The 17,365-nt window shown below is 50.5% G+C and carries 14 protein-coding genes; 11 read left to right on the forward strand and 3 right to left on the reverse strand.

Annotated elements, in window-relative coordinates; genetic code table 11:
* Positions 1-29: 29 nt before the first annotated feature.
* Genes EJL91_RS01125 through EJL91_RS01135 form a run of 3 tightly spaced genes read right to left on the reverse strand, consistent with a single transcriptional unit; the run spans position 30 to position 1,077 of the window.
* Positions 30-638 (reverse strand): manganese catalase family protein, encoded by a 609-nt coding sequence (locus EJL91_RS01125; protein ID WP_125140129.1) that lies wholly within the window; start codon positions 636-638, stop codon positions 30-32.
* The gene (locus EJL91_RS01130; RefSeq protein WP_125140130.1) at positions 638-904 is read right to left on the reverse strand and encodes a spore coat protein CotJB; all 267 of its coding nucleotides are present in this window, start codon (positions 902-904) and stop codon (positions 638-640) included. Before EJL91_RS01130 ends, EJL91_RS01125 begins: the two co-directional genes overlap by 1 nt.
* Positions 901-1,077, reverse strand: coding sequence for a spore coat associated protein CotJA (locus EJL91_RS01135; protein WP_243125199.1), 177 nt, complete (start codon positions 1,075-1,077; stop codon positions 901-903). Before EJL91_RS01135 ends, EJL91_RS01130 begins: the two co-directional genes overlap by 4 nt.
* A 395-nt stretch (positions 1,078-1,472) precedes the next feature.
* On the opposite strand from EJL91_RS01135, the gene EJL91_RS01140 reads away from it, so the two are divergent.
* The 11 genes from EJL91_RS01140 to EJL91_RS01190 all read left to right on the forward strand — a co-directional run bounded on the left by EJL91_RS01140 (position 1,473) and on the right by EJL91_RS01190 (position 17,344).
* Positions 1,473-2,924, forward strand: a complete 1,452-nt coding sequence (locus EJL91_RS01140) for an acyl-CoA carboxylase subunit beta (protein ID WP_125140131.1) — start codon at positions 1,473-1,475, stop codon at positions 2,922-2,924.
* Between the two features lie 21 nt (positions 2,925-2,945).
* Complete coding sequence (locus EJL91_RS01145; protein ID WP_125140132.1) at positions 2,946-3,833, forward strand: OadG family protein; 888 nt, start codon at positions 2,946-2,948, stop codon at positions 3,831-3,833.
* A 21-nt stretch (positions 3,834-3,854) separates the two neighbouring features.
* Positions 3,855-4,331 carry a biotin/lipoyl-containing protein gene (locus EJL91_RS01150; RefSeq protein WP_125140133.1) on the forward strand — a complete coding sequence of 159 codons (477 nt, stop codon included), beginning with the start codon at positions 3,855-3,857 and terminating at the stop codon, positions 4,329-4,331.
* A 47-nt stretch (positions 4,332-4,378) separates the two neighbouring features.
* Positions 4,379-5,530, forward strand: a complete 1,152-nt coding sequence (locus tag EJL91_RS01155) for a sodium ion-translocating decarboxylase subunit beta (RefSeq protein ID WP_125140134.1) — start codon at positions 4,379-4,381, stop codon at positions 5,528-5,530.
* A gap of 24 nt (positions 5,531-5,554) precedes the next feature.
* A complete protein-coding gene (locus EJL91_RS01160) occupies positions 5,555-6,967 on the forward strand; it encodes an oxaloacetate decarboxylase subunit alpha (RefSeq protein WP_125140135.1) in 1,413 nt (470 codons plus the stop codon).
* A gap of 478 nt (positions 6,968-7,445) precedes the next feature.
* Positions 7,446-10,091, forward strand: coding sequence for an SH3 domain-containing protein (locus tag EJL91_RS01165; protein WP_125140136.1), 2,646 nt, complete (start codon positions 7,446-7,448; stop codon positions 10,089-10,091).
* A gap of 12 nt (positions 10,092-10,103) precedes the next feature.
* Entirely contained in the window at positions 10,104-12,557 is a 2,454-nt protein-coding gene (locus EJL91_RS01170; RefSeq protein WP_125140137.1) for a cadherin-like beta sandwich domain-containing protein, read from the forward strand.
* Positions 12,558-12,765: 208 nt separating this feature from the next.
* A complete protein-coding gene (locus tag EJL91_RS01175) occupies positions 12,766-13,137 on the forward strand; it encodes a GntR family transcriptional regulator (protein ID WP_125140138.1) in 372 nt (123 codons plus the stop codon).
* A 31-nt stretch (positions 13,138-13,168) separates the two neighbouring features.
* Complete coding sequence (locus EJL91_RS01180; protein WP_125140139.1) at positions 13,169-13,738, forward strand: UvrB/UvrC motif-containing protein; 570 nt, start codon at positions 13,169-13,171, stop codon at positions 13,736-13,738.
* Complete coding sequence (locus EJL91_RS01185) at positions 13,722-14,756, forward strand: ATP--guanido phosphotransferase (RefSeq protein ID WP_125140140.1); 1,035 nt, start codon at positions 13,722-13,724, stop codon at positions 14,754-14,756. The genes EJL91_RS01180 and EJL91_RS01185 overlap by 17 nt, the downstream gene beginning before the upstream one ends.
* Before the next feature lie 113 nt (positions 14,757-14,869).
* Positions 14,870-17,344, forward strand: coding sequence for an ATP-dependent Clp protease ATP-binding subunit (locus tag EJL91_RS01190; protein ID WP_125140141.1), 2,475 nt, complete (start codon positions 14,870-14,872; stop codon positions 17,342-17,344).
* Positions 17,345-17,365: the final 21 nt, after the last annotated feature.

Genomic DNA, 17,365 nt, shown 5'->3' on the forward strand with positions numbered 1-17,365 from the left:
ATGCTGCGGTTTATTTATTAATCGGACTGTTACTGGACAAATTTTTTATCGAATTCCGGGTTAAAATAGTAATAGTTTTTGGAATCCATGGTAGTTTTTAAGTTTTCCAGAGCTTCTCCGAACCGCTGGAAGTGGACGAGTTCCCTGGCGCGTAAGAACTGGAGCGGAGCGCGCACGTCGGGATCCGTGATAATTCTCAACAGGTTATCATAAGTGGTTCTGGCTTTCTGCTCAGCTGCCAGATCCTCTGTCAGGTCGGTTATGGCATCGCCTTTACTCTGGAACTCACATGCATTAAATGGCACTCCGGCTGCCGCTGTCGGCCACAGGGCGCTGGTATGATCCACATAGTAGGCGTCAAAACCGGCTGTTTTGGCGTCTGCGGTTGTCATATTTTTAGTAAGCTGGTAAATCATGGCACAGATCATTTCCATATGGGCCAGTTCTTCCGTACCGATGTCGGTCAGCAGTCCGGCTACCTTTTTACATGGCATCGAGTAACGCTGGGACAGGTATCGCATGGATGCTGCAAGCTCGCCGTCGGGACCGCCGAACTGGCTGATAATAAGCTGAGCTGTTTTTGGACAGCAGGTCTTAATGCTGACCGGAAACTGAAGCCGTTTTTCATAATTCCACATTAGAGAGCACCTCCTTCCCAGGGCGCCGGGCCGTCAAGCCAGGTGAAATGATCGGTAAGTCCGCCGTTTTTACTGATACAGTCGATTGTAAGCGGTTCAAAATTAGCTGCAAATTCCTGCATCAGGCTGGCGCGTTTTGGAGCCATTTCATTAAAATAGGAGATGGCGTCCGCACAGTCGGGATGGGTATCGAGATACAGTGTAACATCGTTGATAGCGAAGCTGACTTCGTCTATCTGTTTCAGAAGTGTGGCTCTGTCGGTCATTTTTGTTCACCTCCTATATAAAATGGAAAGTCAAGGTTTTCAAAAATAGTTCCGCGCTCCAGGGCGATGGAAAGTTCCCTGGGTTGAATCCAGGGCTGCATTGGGACAGAAGCGATGGCCAGTATTTGTTGACAGTTACATTCTTTTGCCTTATAGTCGTTTGCCGGGCTCATGATAAGTCCTCCTTTCATGATTTGATGGATGAAGTTCATATAAAGTTAATTTCTGATGAAGTTCATTATTTAGTATTGGACTTTGAGCCGGATAATAAATTGCAAAAATATTGCTAAATCAGGGAGAATGTGCAGAGAGAGAAAAAAACGGGAATAAAAAATTTACAGCCCGCAGAAAAATTGGCACATTATTAAAAGAAAAAATGAAAATCTGTGAAAAAAAGTTGTTATAAATTAGAAAAGGTGAATAAAAACTCTCTGAAAGAACTTGCAATTTGACAAAACCCATTATACAATGGCACTAGGCAAAAGTTGGACTTACTAAAAAGTGAACTTTTATGGGGTCACGGTAGGTAGTATCCGTTGTCGAAATAATTCAAATGGAGGACAGCAAAATGAGTAATTCTGCACAGACATTGTCGGGCAAGAGAATTGATTCCCTGCTTGACGATAACAGTTTTGTTGAAGTAGGTTCTTATATCACGGCAAGGAGCACAAATTTCAACATGACGGCACAGGAGACTGCGGCTGATGGTGTGATTACCGGATATGGTACCATCGAAGGCAACCTTGTGTATGTGTACAGCCAGGATGCGTCTGTAATGGGCGGCTCCATCGGCGAAATGCACGCAAAGAAAATTTCCAATATCTATAAGATGGCGATGAAGATGGGAGCGCCGGTGATCGGGCTTTTAGACTGTTCAGGCCTTCGCCTTCAGGAGGCGACAGACGCACTTGACGGTTTTGGCCAGATGTACCTGGAGCAGACTATGGCATCCGGCGTCGTTCCGCAGATTTGCGCGGTATTTGGAAATTGCGGCGGAGGAATGGCAGTATCTTCTGCAATCGCAGACTTTGTATTCATGGCAGATAACGGCAAATTATTTGTTAATTCTCCCAACGCACTGGCTGGCAACGATGTCACAAAATGTGATACGGCATCGGCGGCATTCCAGAGTGAAGAGACAGGGCTTGTTGACGCAGTTGGAAGCGAGGAGGAGATCTTATCCCAGATCAGGACTCTTGTATCTATCCTTCCGGCTAACAATGAAGATGATATGTCCTATGATGAATGTGAAGACGATTTAAACAGGGTTTCCGAAGATCTTGCGGGATGGACCGGCGATACGGCCAAAGCTCTTGCTGAGATTTCGGACGGCTATTTCTTTATGGAAGTGAAGAAAGAGTACGATCCTTCTATGGTGACCGGTTTTATCCGCCTGAACGGTTCTACGGTGGGCTGCGTTGCAAACCGTACTGAAATTTATAATGAAGAGAATGAGAAAACAGAAGAATTCGAAGCGGCACTTTCGGCCAGAGGCTGTGAGAAGGCGGCAGATTTTGTAAACTTCTGTGATGCATTTAATATCCCGATCCTTACACTTGTAAACGTAAAAGGATACAAACAGTGCAAATGCACGGAGAAGAAGATTGCCAGAGCGGCAGGCCGCCTTACGTATGCATTTGCGAACGCCGATGTGCCGAAGGTAACGGTAGTGGTTGGCGACGCATTCGGAAGCGCTTATGTGACGATGAACAGCAAGTCCATCGGAGCAGACATTGTCTATGCATGGCCCCAGGCAAAGATCGGAATGATGGATGCCCAGAGCGCCGTTAAGATTATGTACGCGGAAGAGATTGGCAAATCAGAGAATGCAGCGGCTCTCATCAGTGAGAAAGCTGCCGAGTATGAAAAACTTCAGAGCTCTGCTCAGGCAGCGGCAGGAAGAGGATATGTGGACGATATTATCGAGGCCGGCGAGACCAGAAAACGTGTTATCGCTGCATTTGAAATGTTATTCACAAAGAGAGAGGATCGTCCGTCTAAAAAGCATGGAACGGTCTGATTATGATGAGGTGACGCATATATGAAACAGAATATGAAAAAGGTATTGCTTGTGTTATGTATGGCAGTCAGCTTCTTTGCCCTTACCGCCTGCTCAGGCAGCAATAAGGATTCAGAGCCGGTTCCCGAGACAATAGAGTCTACGATGAAGACGGGGGCTGAGAATTATCTGAAGGAGTTTGACAGCTACGACGATGAAGCGCTGGCAACTACATTAAAAAGAGTGCAGAAACAAAAGAATACTGTCATGGAAAGTGCAATTTCTTCCTGGCAGAGCTCAAAACCTGATTTAGGAAGACTGGTATCCATTCTTTCTGAGGAAGTTGAGCGTGTGAGCGAGGACAGCTACAAAGTAACAGTCAGAGCAAGCTATGAAGAGAGGGAACTGGAATTTGCCCTCACTGCGGAAGAGGTGGTCAGTGATAATTACGGCGGTACTTCTCTTGCAGCGACCGAGATGGTCTTTACTCCAATTTTTACTACAGGTGAGAAGCTCGAGAGAGCGGGAATGAATACTCTGATGGGTATGGGAACCGTGTTCCTGGTACTTATTTTTATCAGTTTTATTATTGCAAGCCTGAAGAATGTAAATACACTGGAAGCGAATTACAAGGCAAAGAAAGAGGCGGCAAAAGCAGCAGCATCAGAACCTGTTGTTCCGGCGCCCGCTCCCTCTGCTCCGGTTCCAGCGCCTGCTGTTCCGGTCCCTGCCCCAGTTCCGGCGCCCGTTGTTTCAGAACCGGTACCGGCTCCGGAACCTGCCTTCTGTGAGGAAGAAAACCTGGCAGATGATATGGAATTGGTGGCGGTAATCACAGCAGCAATTTCGGCTGCCGCCTGTGTCCCGGCAGAAGGACTGATAGTACGTTCAATCAGACGCAAGTCTGGCTCAAAATGGAAAAACGCTTAATTGAATCAGGAGGAAAATCAGATGAAGAATTATACAATTACAGTAAATGGCAATGCTTATGAAGTAACAGTAGAAGAAGGATTTACAGGAGCAGCTAAGGCGGCAGCGCCAGCACCAGCACCAAGAGCGGCAGCACCGGCTCCGGCGCCAGCACCAGCACCAAGAGCAGCGGCACCAGCACCGGCTCCGGCGCCAGCACCAGCACCAAGAGCAGCGGCACCAGCACCGGCCCCAGCGCCTGCGGCACCAGCTCCAGCCCCAGCACCGGCGGCGCCAGCAGCAGGCTCCGTACCTGTGACAGCCCCAATGCCAGGCAAAATCCTCGGAGTTAAAATGCAGGCCGGCGCAGCGGTAAAACGCGGACAGGTGATCCTGATTCTGGAAGCGATGAAGATGGAGAACGAAATCGTAGCACCTCAGGACGGAACAATTGCCAGCATTAATGTAGCAGTAGGCGATATGGTAGAACCAGGCGCAACACTTGCAACATTAAACTAAAAACTGGTAGATACGGGTCATGAAAGATTCCGTTTGGAGGGATTAATATGGAATACATTACAACTACATTGTCTAATCTTCTTCAACAGACGGCATTTCTGAATTTGACTGTCGGAAATATGGTTATGATTTTAGTGGCGCTCATTTTTCTCTATCTGGCTATCCAGAAGGGGTTTGAACCGCTCTTATTGCTTCCGATTGCATTTGGTATGCTGCTCGTTAATATCTATCCGGATATTATGAAAACTGTTGAAGAGTCGTCGAGCGGTGTCGGCGGACTTTTACATTACTTCTATTTATTGGATGAATGGAGTATTTTGCCGTCACTTATTTTCATGGGTGTAGGCGCAATGACCGACTTTGGTCCATTGATTGCCAACCCGAAGAGTTTCCTGCTGGGGGCAGCTGCCCAGTTCGGTATTTATGGCGCTTACTTTATGGCTATTTTCCTTGGATTTAATGACAAGGCCGCCGCTGCTATTTCTATCATCGGCGGAGCTGACGGCCCTACATCCATCTTCCTGGCCGGCAAGCTTGGACAGACAGGACTGATGGGTCCGATCGCAGTAGCCGCATATTCTTACATGGCGCTGGTTCCGATTATTCAGCCGCCGATTATGAAACTTCTTACTACAGAAGAAGAGAGAAAGATCAGGATGGAACAGCTCCGCCCTGTATCGAGACTGGAGAAAATTCTTTTCCCAATCATTGTTACGATTGTTGTATGCCTGATTCTTCCGACGACAGCTCCACTGGTTGGTATGCTGATGCTTGGAAACCTGTTCCGTGAATCAGGTGTTGTTAAACAGCTTACAGAGACAGCTTCCAACGCCCTTATGTATATCGTAGTTATCCTGCTCGGCACATCCGTAGGAGCTACGACGAGTGCAGAAGCGTTCCTGAACATGGATACAATTAAGATCGTTATTCTGGGTCTGGTTGCATTCTCCCTTGGCACTGCAGCAGGTGTTATTTTCGGTAAGATTATGTGCAAGGTAACCCATGGAAAAGTTAACCCGCTGATTGGTTCCGCCGGCGTGTCCGCAGTTCCGATGGCAGCCCGTGTATCCCAGAAGGTGGGAGCGGAAGCAGATCCGACCAACTTCCTTCTGATGCATGCAATGGGACCAAACGTTGCCGGTGTTATCGGCACCGCAGTTGCAGCCGGAACATTCATGGCTATCTTTGGAGTGAAATAAATGAAAAATTCAGGAGGTCACAAAATGGCTAATATAGAGAAAAAGCCGGTTAAGATTGTGGAGACCGTCCTTCGTGACGCTCACCAGTCCTTAATCGCAACCAGAATGACAACAGATCAGATGCTTCCGATCATCGACAAGATGGATCAGGTAGGGTATCATGCCGTAGAGTGCTGGGGCGGCGCTACATTCGACGCATCCCTGCGTTTCTTAAAAGAAGATCCGTGGGACAGACTGAGAAAACTGAGAGCCGGATTCAAACACACAAAACTGCAGATGCTGTTCCGCGGACAGAATATCCTCGGTTACAACCATTATGCAGATGATGTTGTAGAATACTTTGTACAGAAATCCATCGCCAACGGCATTGATATTATCCGTATCTTTGACTGTTTAAACGATATCAGAAACCTTAAGACAGCCGTGAAAGCAGCCAACAGCGAAAAAGGCCATGCCCAGGTAGCTTTGAGCTATACGCTGGGAGATGCCTACACCCTTGATTACTGGAAAAATATCGCGAAGGAGATCGAGGACATGGGCGCCAATTCCTTATGTATTAAGGATATGGCCGGACTTCTGACACCATATGCGGCAGAAGAGCTTGTTACAGCGCTAAAAGAATCCGTGAAGCTTCCGATCGATCTTCACACACACTATACCTCCGGTGTAGCTTCCATGACGTACTTAAAAGCAGTAGAAGCAGGCTGTGATATTATTGATACGGCGATGTCACCATTCGCACTTGGAACCAGCCAGCCGGCAACAGAGGTTATGGTTGAGACTTTCAGCGGTACACGCTACGACACGGGACTTAACAAAGATGCACTGGCCGAGATTGCCGAATACTTCAGACCTCTGCGCGAGGAGGCTCTTGCAAGCGGCCTGATGAATACAAAGGTACTGGGCGTAGATATCAATACGCTCCGTTACCAGGTACCGGGCGGAATGCTTTCCAACCTGGTGTCCCAGTTAAAAGAGGCTCATGCCGAAGACAAATATTATGCCGTACTTCAGGAGATCCCGAGAGTCCGCAAGGATTTCGGAGAGCCGCCGCTTGTTACCCCGTCCTCCCAGATCGTGGGAACACAGGCCGTATTAAACGTACTGATGGGACAGCGTTACAAGATGTTTACAAAAGAGTCCAAGAAACTTCTTATGGGCGAATTCGGCCAGACTGTTAAACCGTTCAATGCCGAAGTCCAGAAAAAAGCAATTGGGGACGCAACACCAATCACCTGCCGTCCGGCCGACAAGATCGAGCCGCAGCTTCAGAAACTGGAAGCAGAGATGTCCCAGTGGAAGAAACAGGATGAGGATGTGCTGACTTATGCATTATTCCCACAGGTAGCCAAGGAATTCTTTGAGTACCGTGAGGCACAGTCAACCGGGATTGATCCTGCGAAAGCCGACAGGCTGAACAGGGCGTATCCTGTATAAAGAGTAGTTTGGAAAAGAGCAGAGGCCATGAGTCTTTGCTCTTTTTATTCCACCCACCCCCTAACTTTTTCAAAATTTCTGTCAACATCCCCCCCTTGTCTGCATATAATACTATAGATAATGGGACTGTTTTGCAAAAATATCAAAACAGATCCGGAGATGGAGGAGGATATGACAGTCAGAGTGATTAAGTGGTGCAGGAAGGATACGGTAAGACAGGCCGTGTTAATCCTTCTGATGCTCATCACAATCCTGTTAGGCAGAATTTGTTAAGAAAATCTTACAATTCCTGTAAATTCCTGGATATTCTGTGAACTTTTGTTCATGAGGTTGACATATAATGGTAGTTTTCATTATAATGTACATAATGCCTAATCAGGCAAATCGCTTTTTTGACCCGTATGGGATTGAAAAGAATTCGCAGGTTTTGAAAATATAGAGGAAAATGCCGCTTCAGGCATTACGGGGAGAGACACGAATGAAAAAAAAGGGATATAAGAGGGTGGTTGCGCTGCTGCTTGGCTGTATTATGGCCTTCAGCCCATGGCAGGCGGGACGTACGGGATTATCCGGTATGGTCAGCATGGCTAGCGAGCGGACCGCCTCGGTCAATGCGACGAATCTGAACGTGCGAAGCGGACCGGGAACCTCCTATCAGGCAGTGGCGAAACTGTCTCATGGGGCCGCGGTTACCGTAATCGGTGAGCAGACCGGGACGGACGGAAAACTGTGGTATCAGATACGGTTCAGCGGAGGCGGCGGAGCCGAGACAATCGGATACGCGTCCAGTGACTACATAAAATTTCCGACGGTAATTACGTCTGATGGTGACTTTGAGAGCTATATGAACAGCCAGGGATTTCCGGAGAGCTACAAGCCGGGACTGCGTGAGCTTCACGCCATGTATCCCAAATGGACGTTTACGGCCCTTCAGACCAATCTGGACTGGAATACCGCAGTAGAGAACGAGAGCGTAATCGGAAGAAATCTGGTGGGGAGAGAGAACATTTCTTCCTGGAAGTCGACCGCAACGGGAGCCTATGACTGGGATACCGGTTCGTGGCCCGGCTTTGACGGCAATTCCTGGGTTCAGGCGTCGGAAGATATTATCCGCTACTACATGGATCCGAGAAATTTTTTAAATGAAAAATACATTTTCCAGTTTATGAAGCAGTCCTATGACAGTTCTATCCATACAAGAGAGGGGCTGGAGAGCATGGTGGCCGGTACCTTCCTGGCAGGCAGCGCGGGAGGAGGCACGGCGCCGTCCGGCGGAAGTTCTTCCGGGGGTTCTTCCGGCTCCGGCTCCGGCAGTTCAGGAGGGGGGCCGGGCTCAGGTCCTGGTTCCGGTCCAGGCGCAGAATCTGGTTCCGGTCCGGGAGACAGTTCCGGTTCAGGGGATAACGGTCAGGTTGTTTCTCCGATTTCACCGCTTGCCTCGATCAGTGATCATCAGGTGGACCGTGTTATGACGGCATACGGACCGGGAATGGGAGGAGACTCCGGTTTCTCCGATTCAGGCAGCAATTCCGGCAATTTTGGCGGTACGGCGCCTGTATCAGGCAGCAGCTCATACGTTGATATTATTATGAATGCAGCGGCCCAGTCGGGCGTGAATCCTTATATCCTTGCCTCGATGATTATCCAGGAGCAGGGCAGCCAGGGCACCGGCCGAAGTATATCGGGAACCGTATCAGGCTATCAGGGATATTATAACTTTTTTAACATTGAATCCTATCAGTCCGGCTCCATGGGAGCGGTCGAGAGAGGGTTATGGTGGGCATCTCAGTCCGGCAGTTATGAACGTCCATGGAACAGCGTGGAAAAGTCCATACTCGGCGGCTCTATTTACTATGGAAATAATTATGTGAAACGCGGACAGGATACTCTGTATCTGAAAAAATTCAACGTACAGGGGGACAACCTCTATAAACACCAGTACATGACCAACGTCCTTGCGGCGGCGGCGGAGGGGCTTACACTGGCTAAAATCAGTGCGCTCAAGACAACGTCTCTGGAGTTTTCCATACCGGTTTATAAGAATATGCCTGCTACGGCGTGCGCAAAGCCAACGATTGACGGCAGCCCGAACAATAAGCTGTCCGGCCTTGGAGTGGAAGGTTTTGCCCTTACCCCTACATTTAACAGGGATACGGAATCTTATGACCTGATTGTGGACCACTCCGTCAGCAGTGTGACGGTGGCGGCTTCCGTGATCGATTCCAAGTCGACCGTCAGCGGAACGGGAAATATTAATCTGCAGAGCGGCAACAACGATATCACCGTGGCTGTCAAGGCACAGAACGGCAGCATAAGAAATTATGTGATTCATGTTGTACGTCAGGACAACGGTCCTACCTATTCTGATTCTATCGGCAGCGGAGTGAACTCCGGTTCGGGAGGCGGTTCAGGCTCCGGTCCCGGGGGAGGTCCTGGAACTGGCCCGGGAGGCGGTTCGGTAAGTAATCCCGGGGGCAGTTCTGCCGGCAATCCGGGAGGCGGTTCGGATGTACAGATTATTGCTCCGGACGGCTCAGGCTCAGGGTTAGAATCGGGTAATACGAACGGGCCGGTGGCTCCGGGCGGCAGTGTATCCGGTTTTGGCACATCGTCGGATCCCTCCAATCTGGTAGGACCCGGGGGAAGTTCGGGAACACCCGGCTCAACAACCGGCCCAACGACAGGAACAACACCTGGCGCTACGCCCGGCGGCAGCGGTTCTTCAGGAACGGGAAGCGGCGGGACGCAGACCGTCAGCGCGGGTATGACCGCAGCACAGCTTGCAGCCTCCCTGGCCGCGGCGGGTGCGGGAAGTATTATAAAGGTTTATAATTCATCGGGTGGAGAAGTCACCGGAGCTGTGGGCACGGGCAACCTTGTCCAGGCTTTCGGCTCCGACGGTTCTCCCACGGTCCGATATGATGTGATCGTGAAGGGAGATAATAACGGTGATGGTAAATTAAATATTCTGGATGTGCTGAAAGCACAGAGGCATATCCTCGGGCTTGAAACCCTTACAGGCCCGTTTGAGAAGGCCACCGATGTCAATGGCAACGGGAAAGTCGACATCATGGATATCCTGGCAATGCAGAAGGATATTCTGGGGAGTCAGAAACTGAACTAGGTGGGAGAGATTATGAACAGAAGAGTAAGAAATATAGTTACCAGCCTGATTGCTGCATGCGCCCTTTGTCTGGCCATGCCGTTTGGCGGCTTTGAGGCTTTTGCAGCCAGCGCGAAGATATCATTTTCCGATCCGAGCACAACGGTGGGACAGGAATTTAATGTGACGGTCAAGGTTACGGCCACCGATGGAAACCTCGGGGCGTCCGATCTGGTTTTATCTTATGATCAGTCGCATATTGAGTTTGTTAGCGGGAATAATGCCAATGGAGGCGCCGGTTCCGTGCGTCTTGTGGGAACGATGGATTCCAACACGACAAAGGAATTTGCCTACACGCTTAAATTTAAGGCAGTACAGGCGGGCGACACGTCGATTTCCGTAGCAAGCCATGAGGTTTATGATGCGGATACTCAGGCCGTCAATGTTACTAAGGTGGGTTCATCGGCAGTGAAAGTCAAGGCTCCTGCGACTTACTCGAGCGAAGCGGCCCTTGCCTCATTAAAAGTATCGCCGGGACAGCTGTCACCGGCTTTTTCACCGGATGTAATGTCCTATACGGTAAATGTCGGCGGCGACGTGGATAAAATCGCAGTCAGCGCCGATGCTAAGGACGCTAAAGCAAAGACAAAGGTCACCGGAGGCTCCGGCCTTAAGACGGGGGCCAATACCGTGGTATGTAAGGTTACTGCGGAGGATGGCCAGACCGTAAAATCTTATACGATTACAGTCAATAAGTCGGAATCATCGGAAGTACCGGCTACGGAGGCCGGTGAGGCCGTGGTCACGGGCAGTGCGGTGGTCGGAGAACTGAAGGCTGATATTGACGGAGTGGAATACAGCGTAGCGTCGTCATTTGACCCTGCAGCTCTTCCTGCGGGCTATACCCAGTCTACCTGCACCTACAACGGCACGGAGATTATGGCCGGTACAGGCAACGGCCTTACCCTGATTTACCTCCAGGGAAGTGACGGGAATGGCTCATTCTATATCTATGTACCGGAATCGGGGGCATTGTCGCCTTATGTGACGATCGACAGCGTGGCAAGGGCAATTGTGGTCCTGCCGATTGACGATACCATCGAAGTTCCGGAAGGATTTGCCCAGACTGCCATCCAGTTGAACGGAGACGCAAAAGTCAAGGGATGGGTATGGAAGACCGATGAGGAACAGAAGTACTGTGTCATTTACGGTATGAATGAGAGCGGCGAAAAAGGACTTTACCGTTACGATATAGCAGAAAAAACATTCCAGCGCTACTTTGAAGATCCGGCACTGGAGAGCCAGTTTGACGAAGCCCAGGTGACAAAGCTCCTGGATGATTATAATGCCCTCTGCAAGGATTACGATCTCAGATTTATTGTTATTGTGGTTCTGATTGTAGTCTGCCTGATTCTTTTCTTTATGGTGATCAACCTGCTGATGCACCGGAGAGAGCATGCGGGAAGAGCGGAGCGCGATGAAACTCCGACACCGGTAAAACGCAGGGCAATGCAGGAAGAGGAAGACAGGAAGAGACAGGGACAGGCGGCCAGAACGGGCAGAATTGCCGAGGACGGCATGGAACAGAGAAGACGCCTTGCCGGAGACGAACGTCCTCAGGCAGAGTCTAGGAGAGGCCAGGAGCCTGCAAGAACGGCAAAATACGGCCAGAATGCTGGATATCAGGACGCCGCGGTGCGCAGAATGGCGGGAACGGCAGAACAGGGTTATCCGGCACAGAGGCGCCCGGAACCGAGAAATTCCGAGCAGAACCGCACATCCCAAAGACGTCCGGAACAGGTAAATACGGCGGGAAGATATCCGGAACAGGGGCGGAGCGCCCAGGGCTATCCGGAGAGAAGAAGCCCGGAGCCGGGGCGGAGCGCCCAGGGATACCCGGAGAGAAGAAGCCCGGAACAGGGGCGGAGCGCCCAGGGATATCCGGAGAGAAGAAGCCCGGAGCCGGGGCGGAGCTCCCAGGGATATCCGGAGAGAAGAAGTCCGGAACAGGGCCGAAGCGCCCAGGGCTATCCGGAGAGAAGAAGTCCGGAGTCCGGCCGAAGCGCCCAGGGCTACCCGGAGAGGAGAAATCCGGAACAGAGCCGTGGCGCCCAGGGTTATCCTGAAAGGAGAAATCCGGAGCCGGGCCGAAGCGCCCAGGGATATCCGGAGAGAAGAAATCCGGAACAGGGCCGGAGCCACCAGGGATATCCGGAAAGAAGAAGTACGGAGTCCGGCCGGAGCGGCCAGGGCTATCCCGAACAGCGGTATGCGGCAAAGCCCGTTAGAAGCCAGGATATAGGAATGGAAGAGGCCATCCGCCAGAGGGAGATGGAACGCGCCGAGCGGGCCAGAAGAACCAGGGAACGCTTAGAGAGGGAACGCCAGGAAGACGAGAGGCGCGCCCGCGCCGCCAGGACAGGGGAAAGAACCAGAAAGCCCGGTCCGCGCGATGACGACGATTTTGAATTTCTTGATTTGAACTAAATGATACGGTGGAAGTCTCACTGAGATTTCCTTAACGCCGGCATACGGACCGGACATGCATGAAAGCAGGGAGAACTGCAGGACGCATGTCCGGTCCGCCTGTATATTTTCTGTGGAAATTGAAATTTTGCGTAATCCACTTGCAGGTTGACTTCATGTTCACTTTGTTATATAATCGCTATAACAAAATGACGAAAGATGGTGGATTATGATTGTAGAGATCGACTTTAACAGCGATGAAGCGATTTATATTCAGCTTAGGAACCAGATTATTATAGGAATAGCGACAGAGCGGCTCCGCGAGGGAGAGACGCTCCCATCGGTGCGCCAGCTGGCCGATGATATAGGGATTAACATGCATACGGTAAACAAAGCATATTCTGTATTAAAACAGGAAGGTTTTGTCAAACTGGACCGCCGCAGGGGAGCCGTTATTTCCCTGGATGCAGATAAAATCAGGGCGATACAGGAACTGGAGCGCGACTTAAGCGTTATTCTTGCCAGGGGAGCCTGCAAGAATGTAAGCCGCCAAGAAGTGCACAGGCTGGTAGATTCTATATTTGACGCTTTTTCCGGATAAAACCGGGTATCCTTTAATGGAGGGTTAGATAATGTTATGTGAGAAATGCAGAATACGCGAAGCAAATATTAAATACACAGAAGTAATCAATGGGGTAAAGACAGAGCATAATCTCTGCTCCCAATGTGCGCAGGAAATGGATTTTGGGCCTTATTCCGCAATTATTGAGGGAGAATTCCCCCTTGGCAAGCTTCTGTCGAGTCTTTTGGGACTGCAGTCTTCCGCGGCCAGACAGCAGAAGATGGATGAGGTGGCCTGCCCTACATGCGGGACCACATACGAGGAATTTGTGGAGAACAGCCGCTTTGGCTGTGCGGACTGCTACCATGTGTTTGACCTGCTGATTGGAGAGAAGATTAAGAAGCTCCAGGAGAGTGCAAGCCACACCGGCAAACAGCCGAAGATGCGCAGGATGGGAAAGACATCGGCAGAGGTTACCAGCGGAGGCGTGATGGAGTTCTCTGCGGATGAGCAGATAAAACAACTGGAGAGACATTTACAGACGGCAATCAGGAACGAAGATTACGAAGAAGCGGCTGTATGCCGGGATAAAATAAAAGCCTTAAAAGAGGAGAAAGAAAAGAATGACGAGATGGTTTGAGAAAGTAAAAAATGATCCGTCCAATATCGTATCCAGCCGGGTTCGTCTTTCAAGAAACTGGGAAGAATATAAATTCCCCTCCAGGCTTGATGAGGATGAAGCCAGATACATGGTAGGCCAGATGACCCAGGAACTTAAAAACTTGAAGGAGACGGACGGCCGCAGGTACGAGTGCAGGACACTGGAAAAGATGGAGGAGCTGGACCGCATGGAACTGCGGGAGCGCCGCCTGCTCAATAAAACACTGATGGAGAAGACGACACCGGGCAGCATTATTTATTCTGAGGATGAGGCGGTGAGCCTGGTGCTTAACGGTGATGATCACATCCGCCTGCAGGTGCTTGCGCCGGGACTGAGACTGAAAGAATGCTATGAGGAGGCCGACAGGCTGGATGACTATATCAACGAAAAGTTCCCTTATGCATTCAGCAGCAAGTACGGCTATCTGACATCCTATCCCACAAATGTGGGGACCGGGATGAAGGCGTCTGTGGTTGTACACCTGCCGTCTCTTTCAACAAGCAAGCGGTTTCAGGAGCTTCTGGGGGATATGAGCCGGTTTGGGACAACGGTGAGGGGAGTTTACGGCCGGGGTTCGGAGAACAGCGGCGATCTCTATGAGATATATAACCAGAAAACGCTGGGAGTAAATGAGCAGGAAATTATGGAACTGGTGAGCAATGTGGCCGTCCAGCTTTCAGGCCAGGAGCGGGAGGTGAGGGAGGCATCCCTCGCAAAACACCGTCTGCTCCGTGAGGATGAGGTGTACAAATCATACGGTGTTCTTAAATACGCGAGAAAGCTTTCAATGAAGGAGGCGATGACTTTTCTCTCCCATTTACGGGCGGGCATCGCGGACGGCCTTGTGGAGACAAAGGAATTTGTCAGTATTTACAACATCATGATAGGAATCCAGCCGGCGAACCTTCAGAAATATTCCAGGCAGCCGCTCGGCAAGGATGAACTGGAAGTGGCGAGGGGAAGATATATCAGGGAGCATCTCCCGGAACTAAAGTAGATTAAGCATAAAGTAAACTAACTATAAAGTAAACTAACTATAAAGTAAACTAACCATAAAGTATGCTAAGCATAAAGTAAACCAACCAGGGGAATTTTCAGGAGGATCAATTTATGATAGATCGTTTTACACAGAAGGCCAGGGAAGCAATCCGCCTGGCCGTGGACACGGCGGAGGAGCTGGAACACGGGTACGTGGGGACAGAACATCTCCTTCTGGGGCTGATTAAGGAGGGAAGCGGCGTGGCTGCCGCCATCCTCGGACGATATGATGTTACGGAAGAAAAAGTGCTGGAGCTGATGGAACGCCTGATATCACCGGCGGCGCCCACCAGAATTGCGGAACAGGCGGAGTATACGCCGGGAGCCAGGGCGGTACTTCAGGCAAGCTATGAGGAGGCCGTATTTTTTAAAGCGCCTCTGATTGGGACGGAGCATATACTCATTGCGATGATTAAAGAAGGGAAGTGCACGGCATCGCGCCTTCTCAATACGATGAATGTCAATATCCAGAAGCTGTATATTGATTTGATGGCGGCTATGGGGGACGACGCTCCCGCGGGCCGTGAGGAAGCGGCGGGACGCCTGAGAAAAGAGAAGGGCAACACACCGAATCTGGACAGTTTCAGCCGTGATCTGACCGAACTTGCGAAAGAGGGAAAGCTGGACCCGGTGATAGGGCGTGAAGTTGAGATGAAGAGAGTCATCCAGATCCTGAGCAGAAGAGGGAAGAACAACCCCTGCTTAATCGGTGAGCCGGGAGTTGGAAAAACCGCGGTTGTGGAAGGACTGGCTCAGCTTATTATCTCCGGCAATGTTCCGGAGACCATTGCAAAAAAGCGCGTTGTCAGCCTGGATCTGTCAGGAATGGTGGCAGGTTCCAAATACAGGGGTGAATTTGAGGAACGCATCAAGAAGGTTCTCTCCGAAGTCAAAGACGACGGAGATGTACTGCTGTTCATCGATGAAATCCATACAATTATCGGCGCCGGAGGTGCGGAGGGGGCCATTGACGCGTCCAACATCCTGAAACCGTCCCTTGCAAGAGGGGAAATCCAGTTAATCGGCGCGACGACGGTGGAGGAATACCGCAAATATATTGAGAAGGATGCCGCTCTGGAACGCCGTTTCCAGCCGGTTATGGTGGAGGAACCGACGGAGGAAGATTCCGTCGCGATTCTGAGAGGACTCAGAAGCCGGTACGAGGAGCACCACAAGGTGACAATCACGGATGAGGCCCTGGAGGCTGCCGTCAAGCTGTCGGCCCGCTATATCAACGACCGTTTCCTTCCCGATAAGGCCATTGACCTGATTGACGAGGCGTCTTCCAAGCTGCGTCTGACCGTGTATACGGAGCCGGATGAGATTAAGGCTCTGGAGGAAGAGATCAAAAAGCTGGAGCGCCAGAAAGAAGAGGCGATCAAGGCGGAGGCGTATGAAAAGGCCGGAGAGATCAAGAAAAAACAGGTAAGGAAGCATGACAAGATAGATAAAATCCGCGATAAGTGGCAGAAGGAGAAGAATTCCAGAAAACTGATTGTCGGAGAGAATGAGATAGCGGATATCGTATCCGACTGGACCAGAATTCCGGTGCGCAAGCTGGCCGAGGAAGAGTCCGAGCGCCTTCTGAAACTGGAATCGATTCTCCACGAGAGGGTAGTGGGCCAGGAGGAGGCGGTGACGGCCGTCTCAAGAGCCATCCGGAGAGGCCGCGTGGGCCTTAAGGATCCGAAACGGCCGATTGGCTCCTTCCTGTTCCTTGGACCTACCGGCGTCGGCAAGACCGAGCTTTCCAAGGCGCTCTCCGAGGCTATGTTCGGCACGGAGAATGCGATGATCCGGGTTGACATGTCTGAATATATGGAGAAACACAGTGTATCCAAGATGATTGGCTCGCCGCCGGGATATGTGGGATATGAGGAGGGCGGACAGCTCAGTGAGAAGGTGCGCCGCAATCCGTATTCCGTCATTCTGTTCGACGAGATCGAGAAAGCGCATCCGGACGTCTTTAATATTCTGCTCCAGATTCTGGACGACGGCCATATCACCGATGCCCAGGGCAGAAAGATTGACTTTAAGAATACGGTTCTCATCATGACCTCCAACGCGGGGGCGGAGAATATCATTTCACCGAAGCGTCTGGGATTCTCGTCCGATTCGGATGCGAAAACGGACTATGAATTTATGAAAAACCGGGTTATGGACGAGGTTAAAAAAATGTTTAAACCGGAGTTCTTAAACCGTATCGACGAGATTATGGTGTTCCATCCGCTGAACCGCGAAAATATTAAAGAGATTGCCGGTATTATGCTGAAAACGATTATCAAACGGACTAAGGCACAGATTGGCATGAGCTTGAATGTGGATGACGGAGCCGTAGAATATCTGGCCGAAAAAGGCTACGATGAGAAGTACGGAGCAAGGCCGCTCCGCCGGACAATCCAGAACCAGATAGAGGATAAGCTGTCGGAAGAACTGCTGGAAGGCCGCATTAAAAAGGAAGATGAAGTACTTGTGACCAAAGGAAAAGAGGGGCTGGAGTTCACCTTTAAAGAGGCCTTGAAAGAGAATAAAATACTGGTCAAGTAAAAGAAACTGTGATAGAATGAG

Origin of the sequence: Clostridium transplantifaecale, assembly GCF_900626075.1 — a bacterium.
GTDB lineage: Bacteria > Bacillota > Clostridia > Lachnospirales > Lachnospiraceae > Otoolea > Otoolea transplantifaecalis.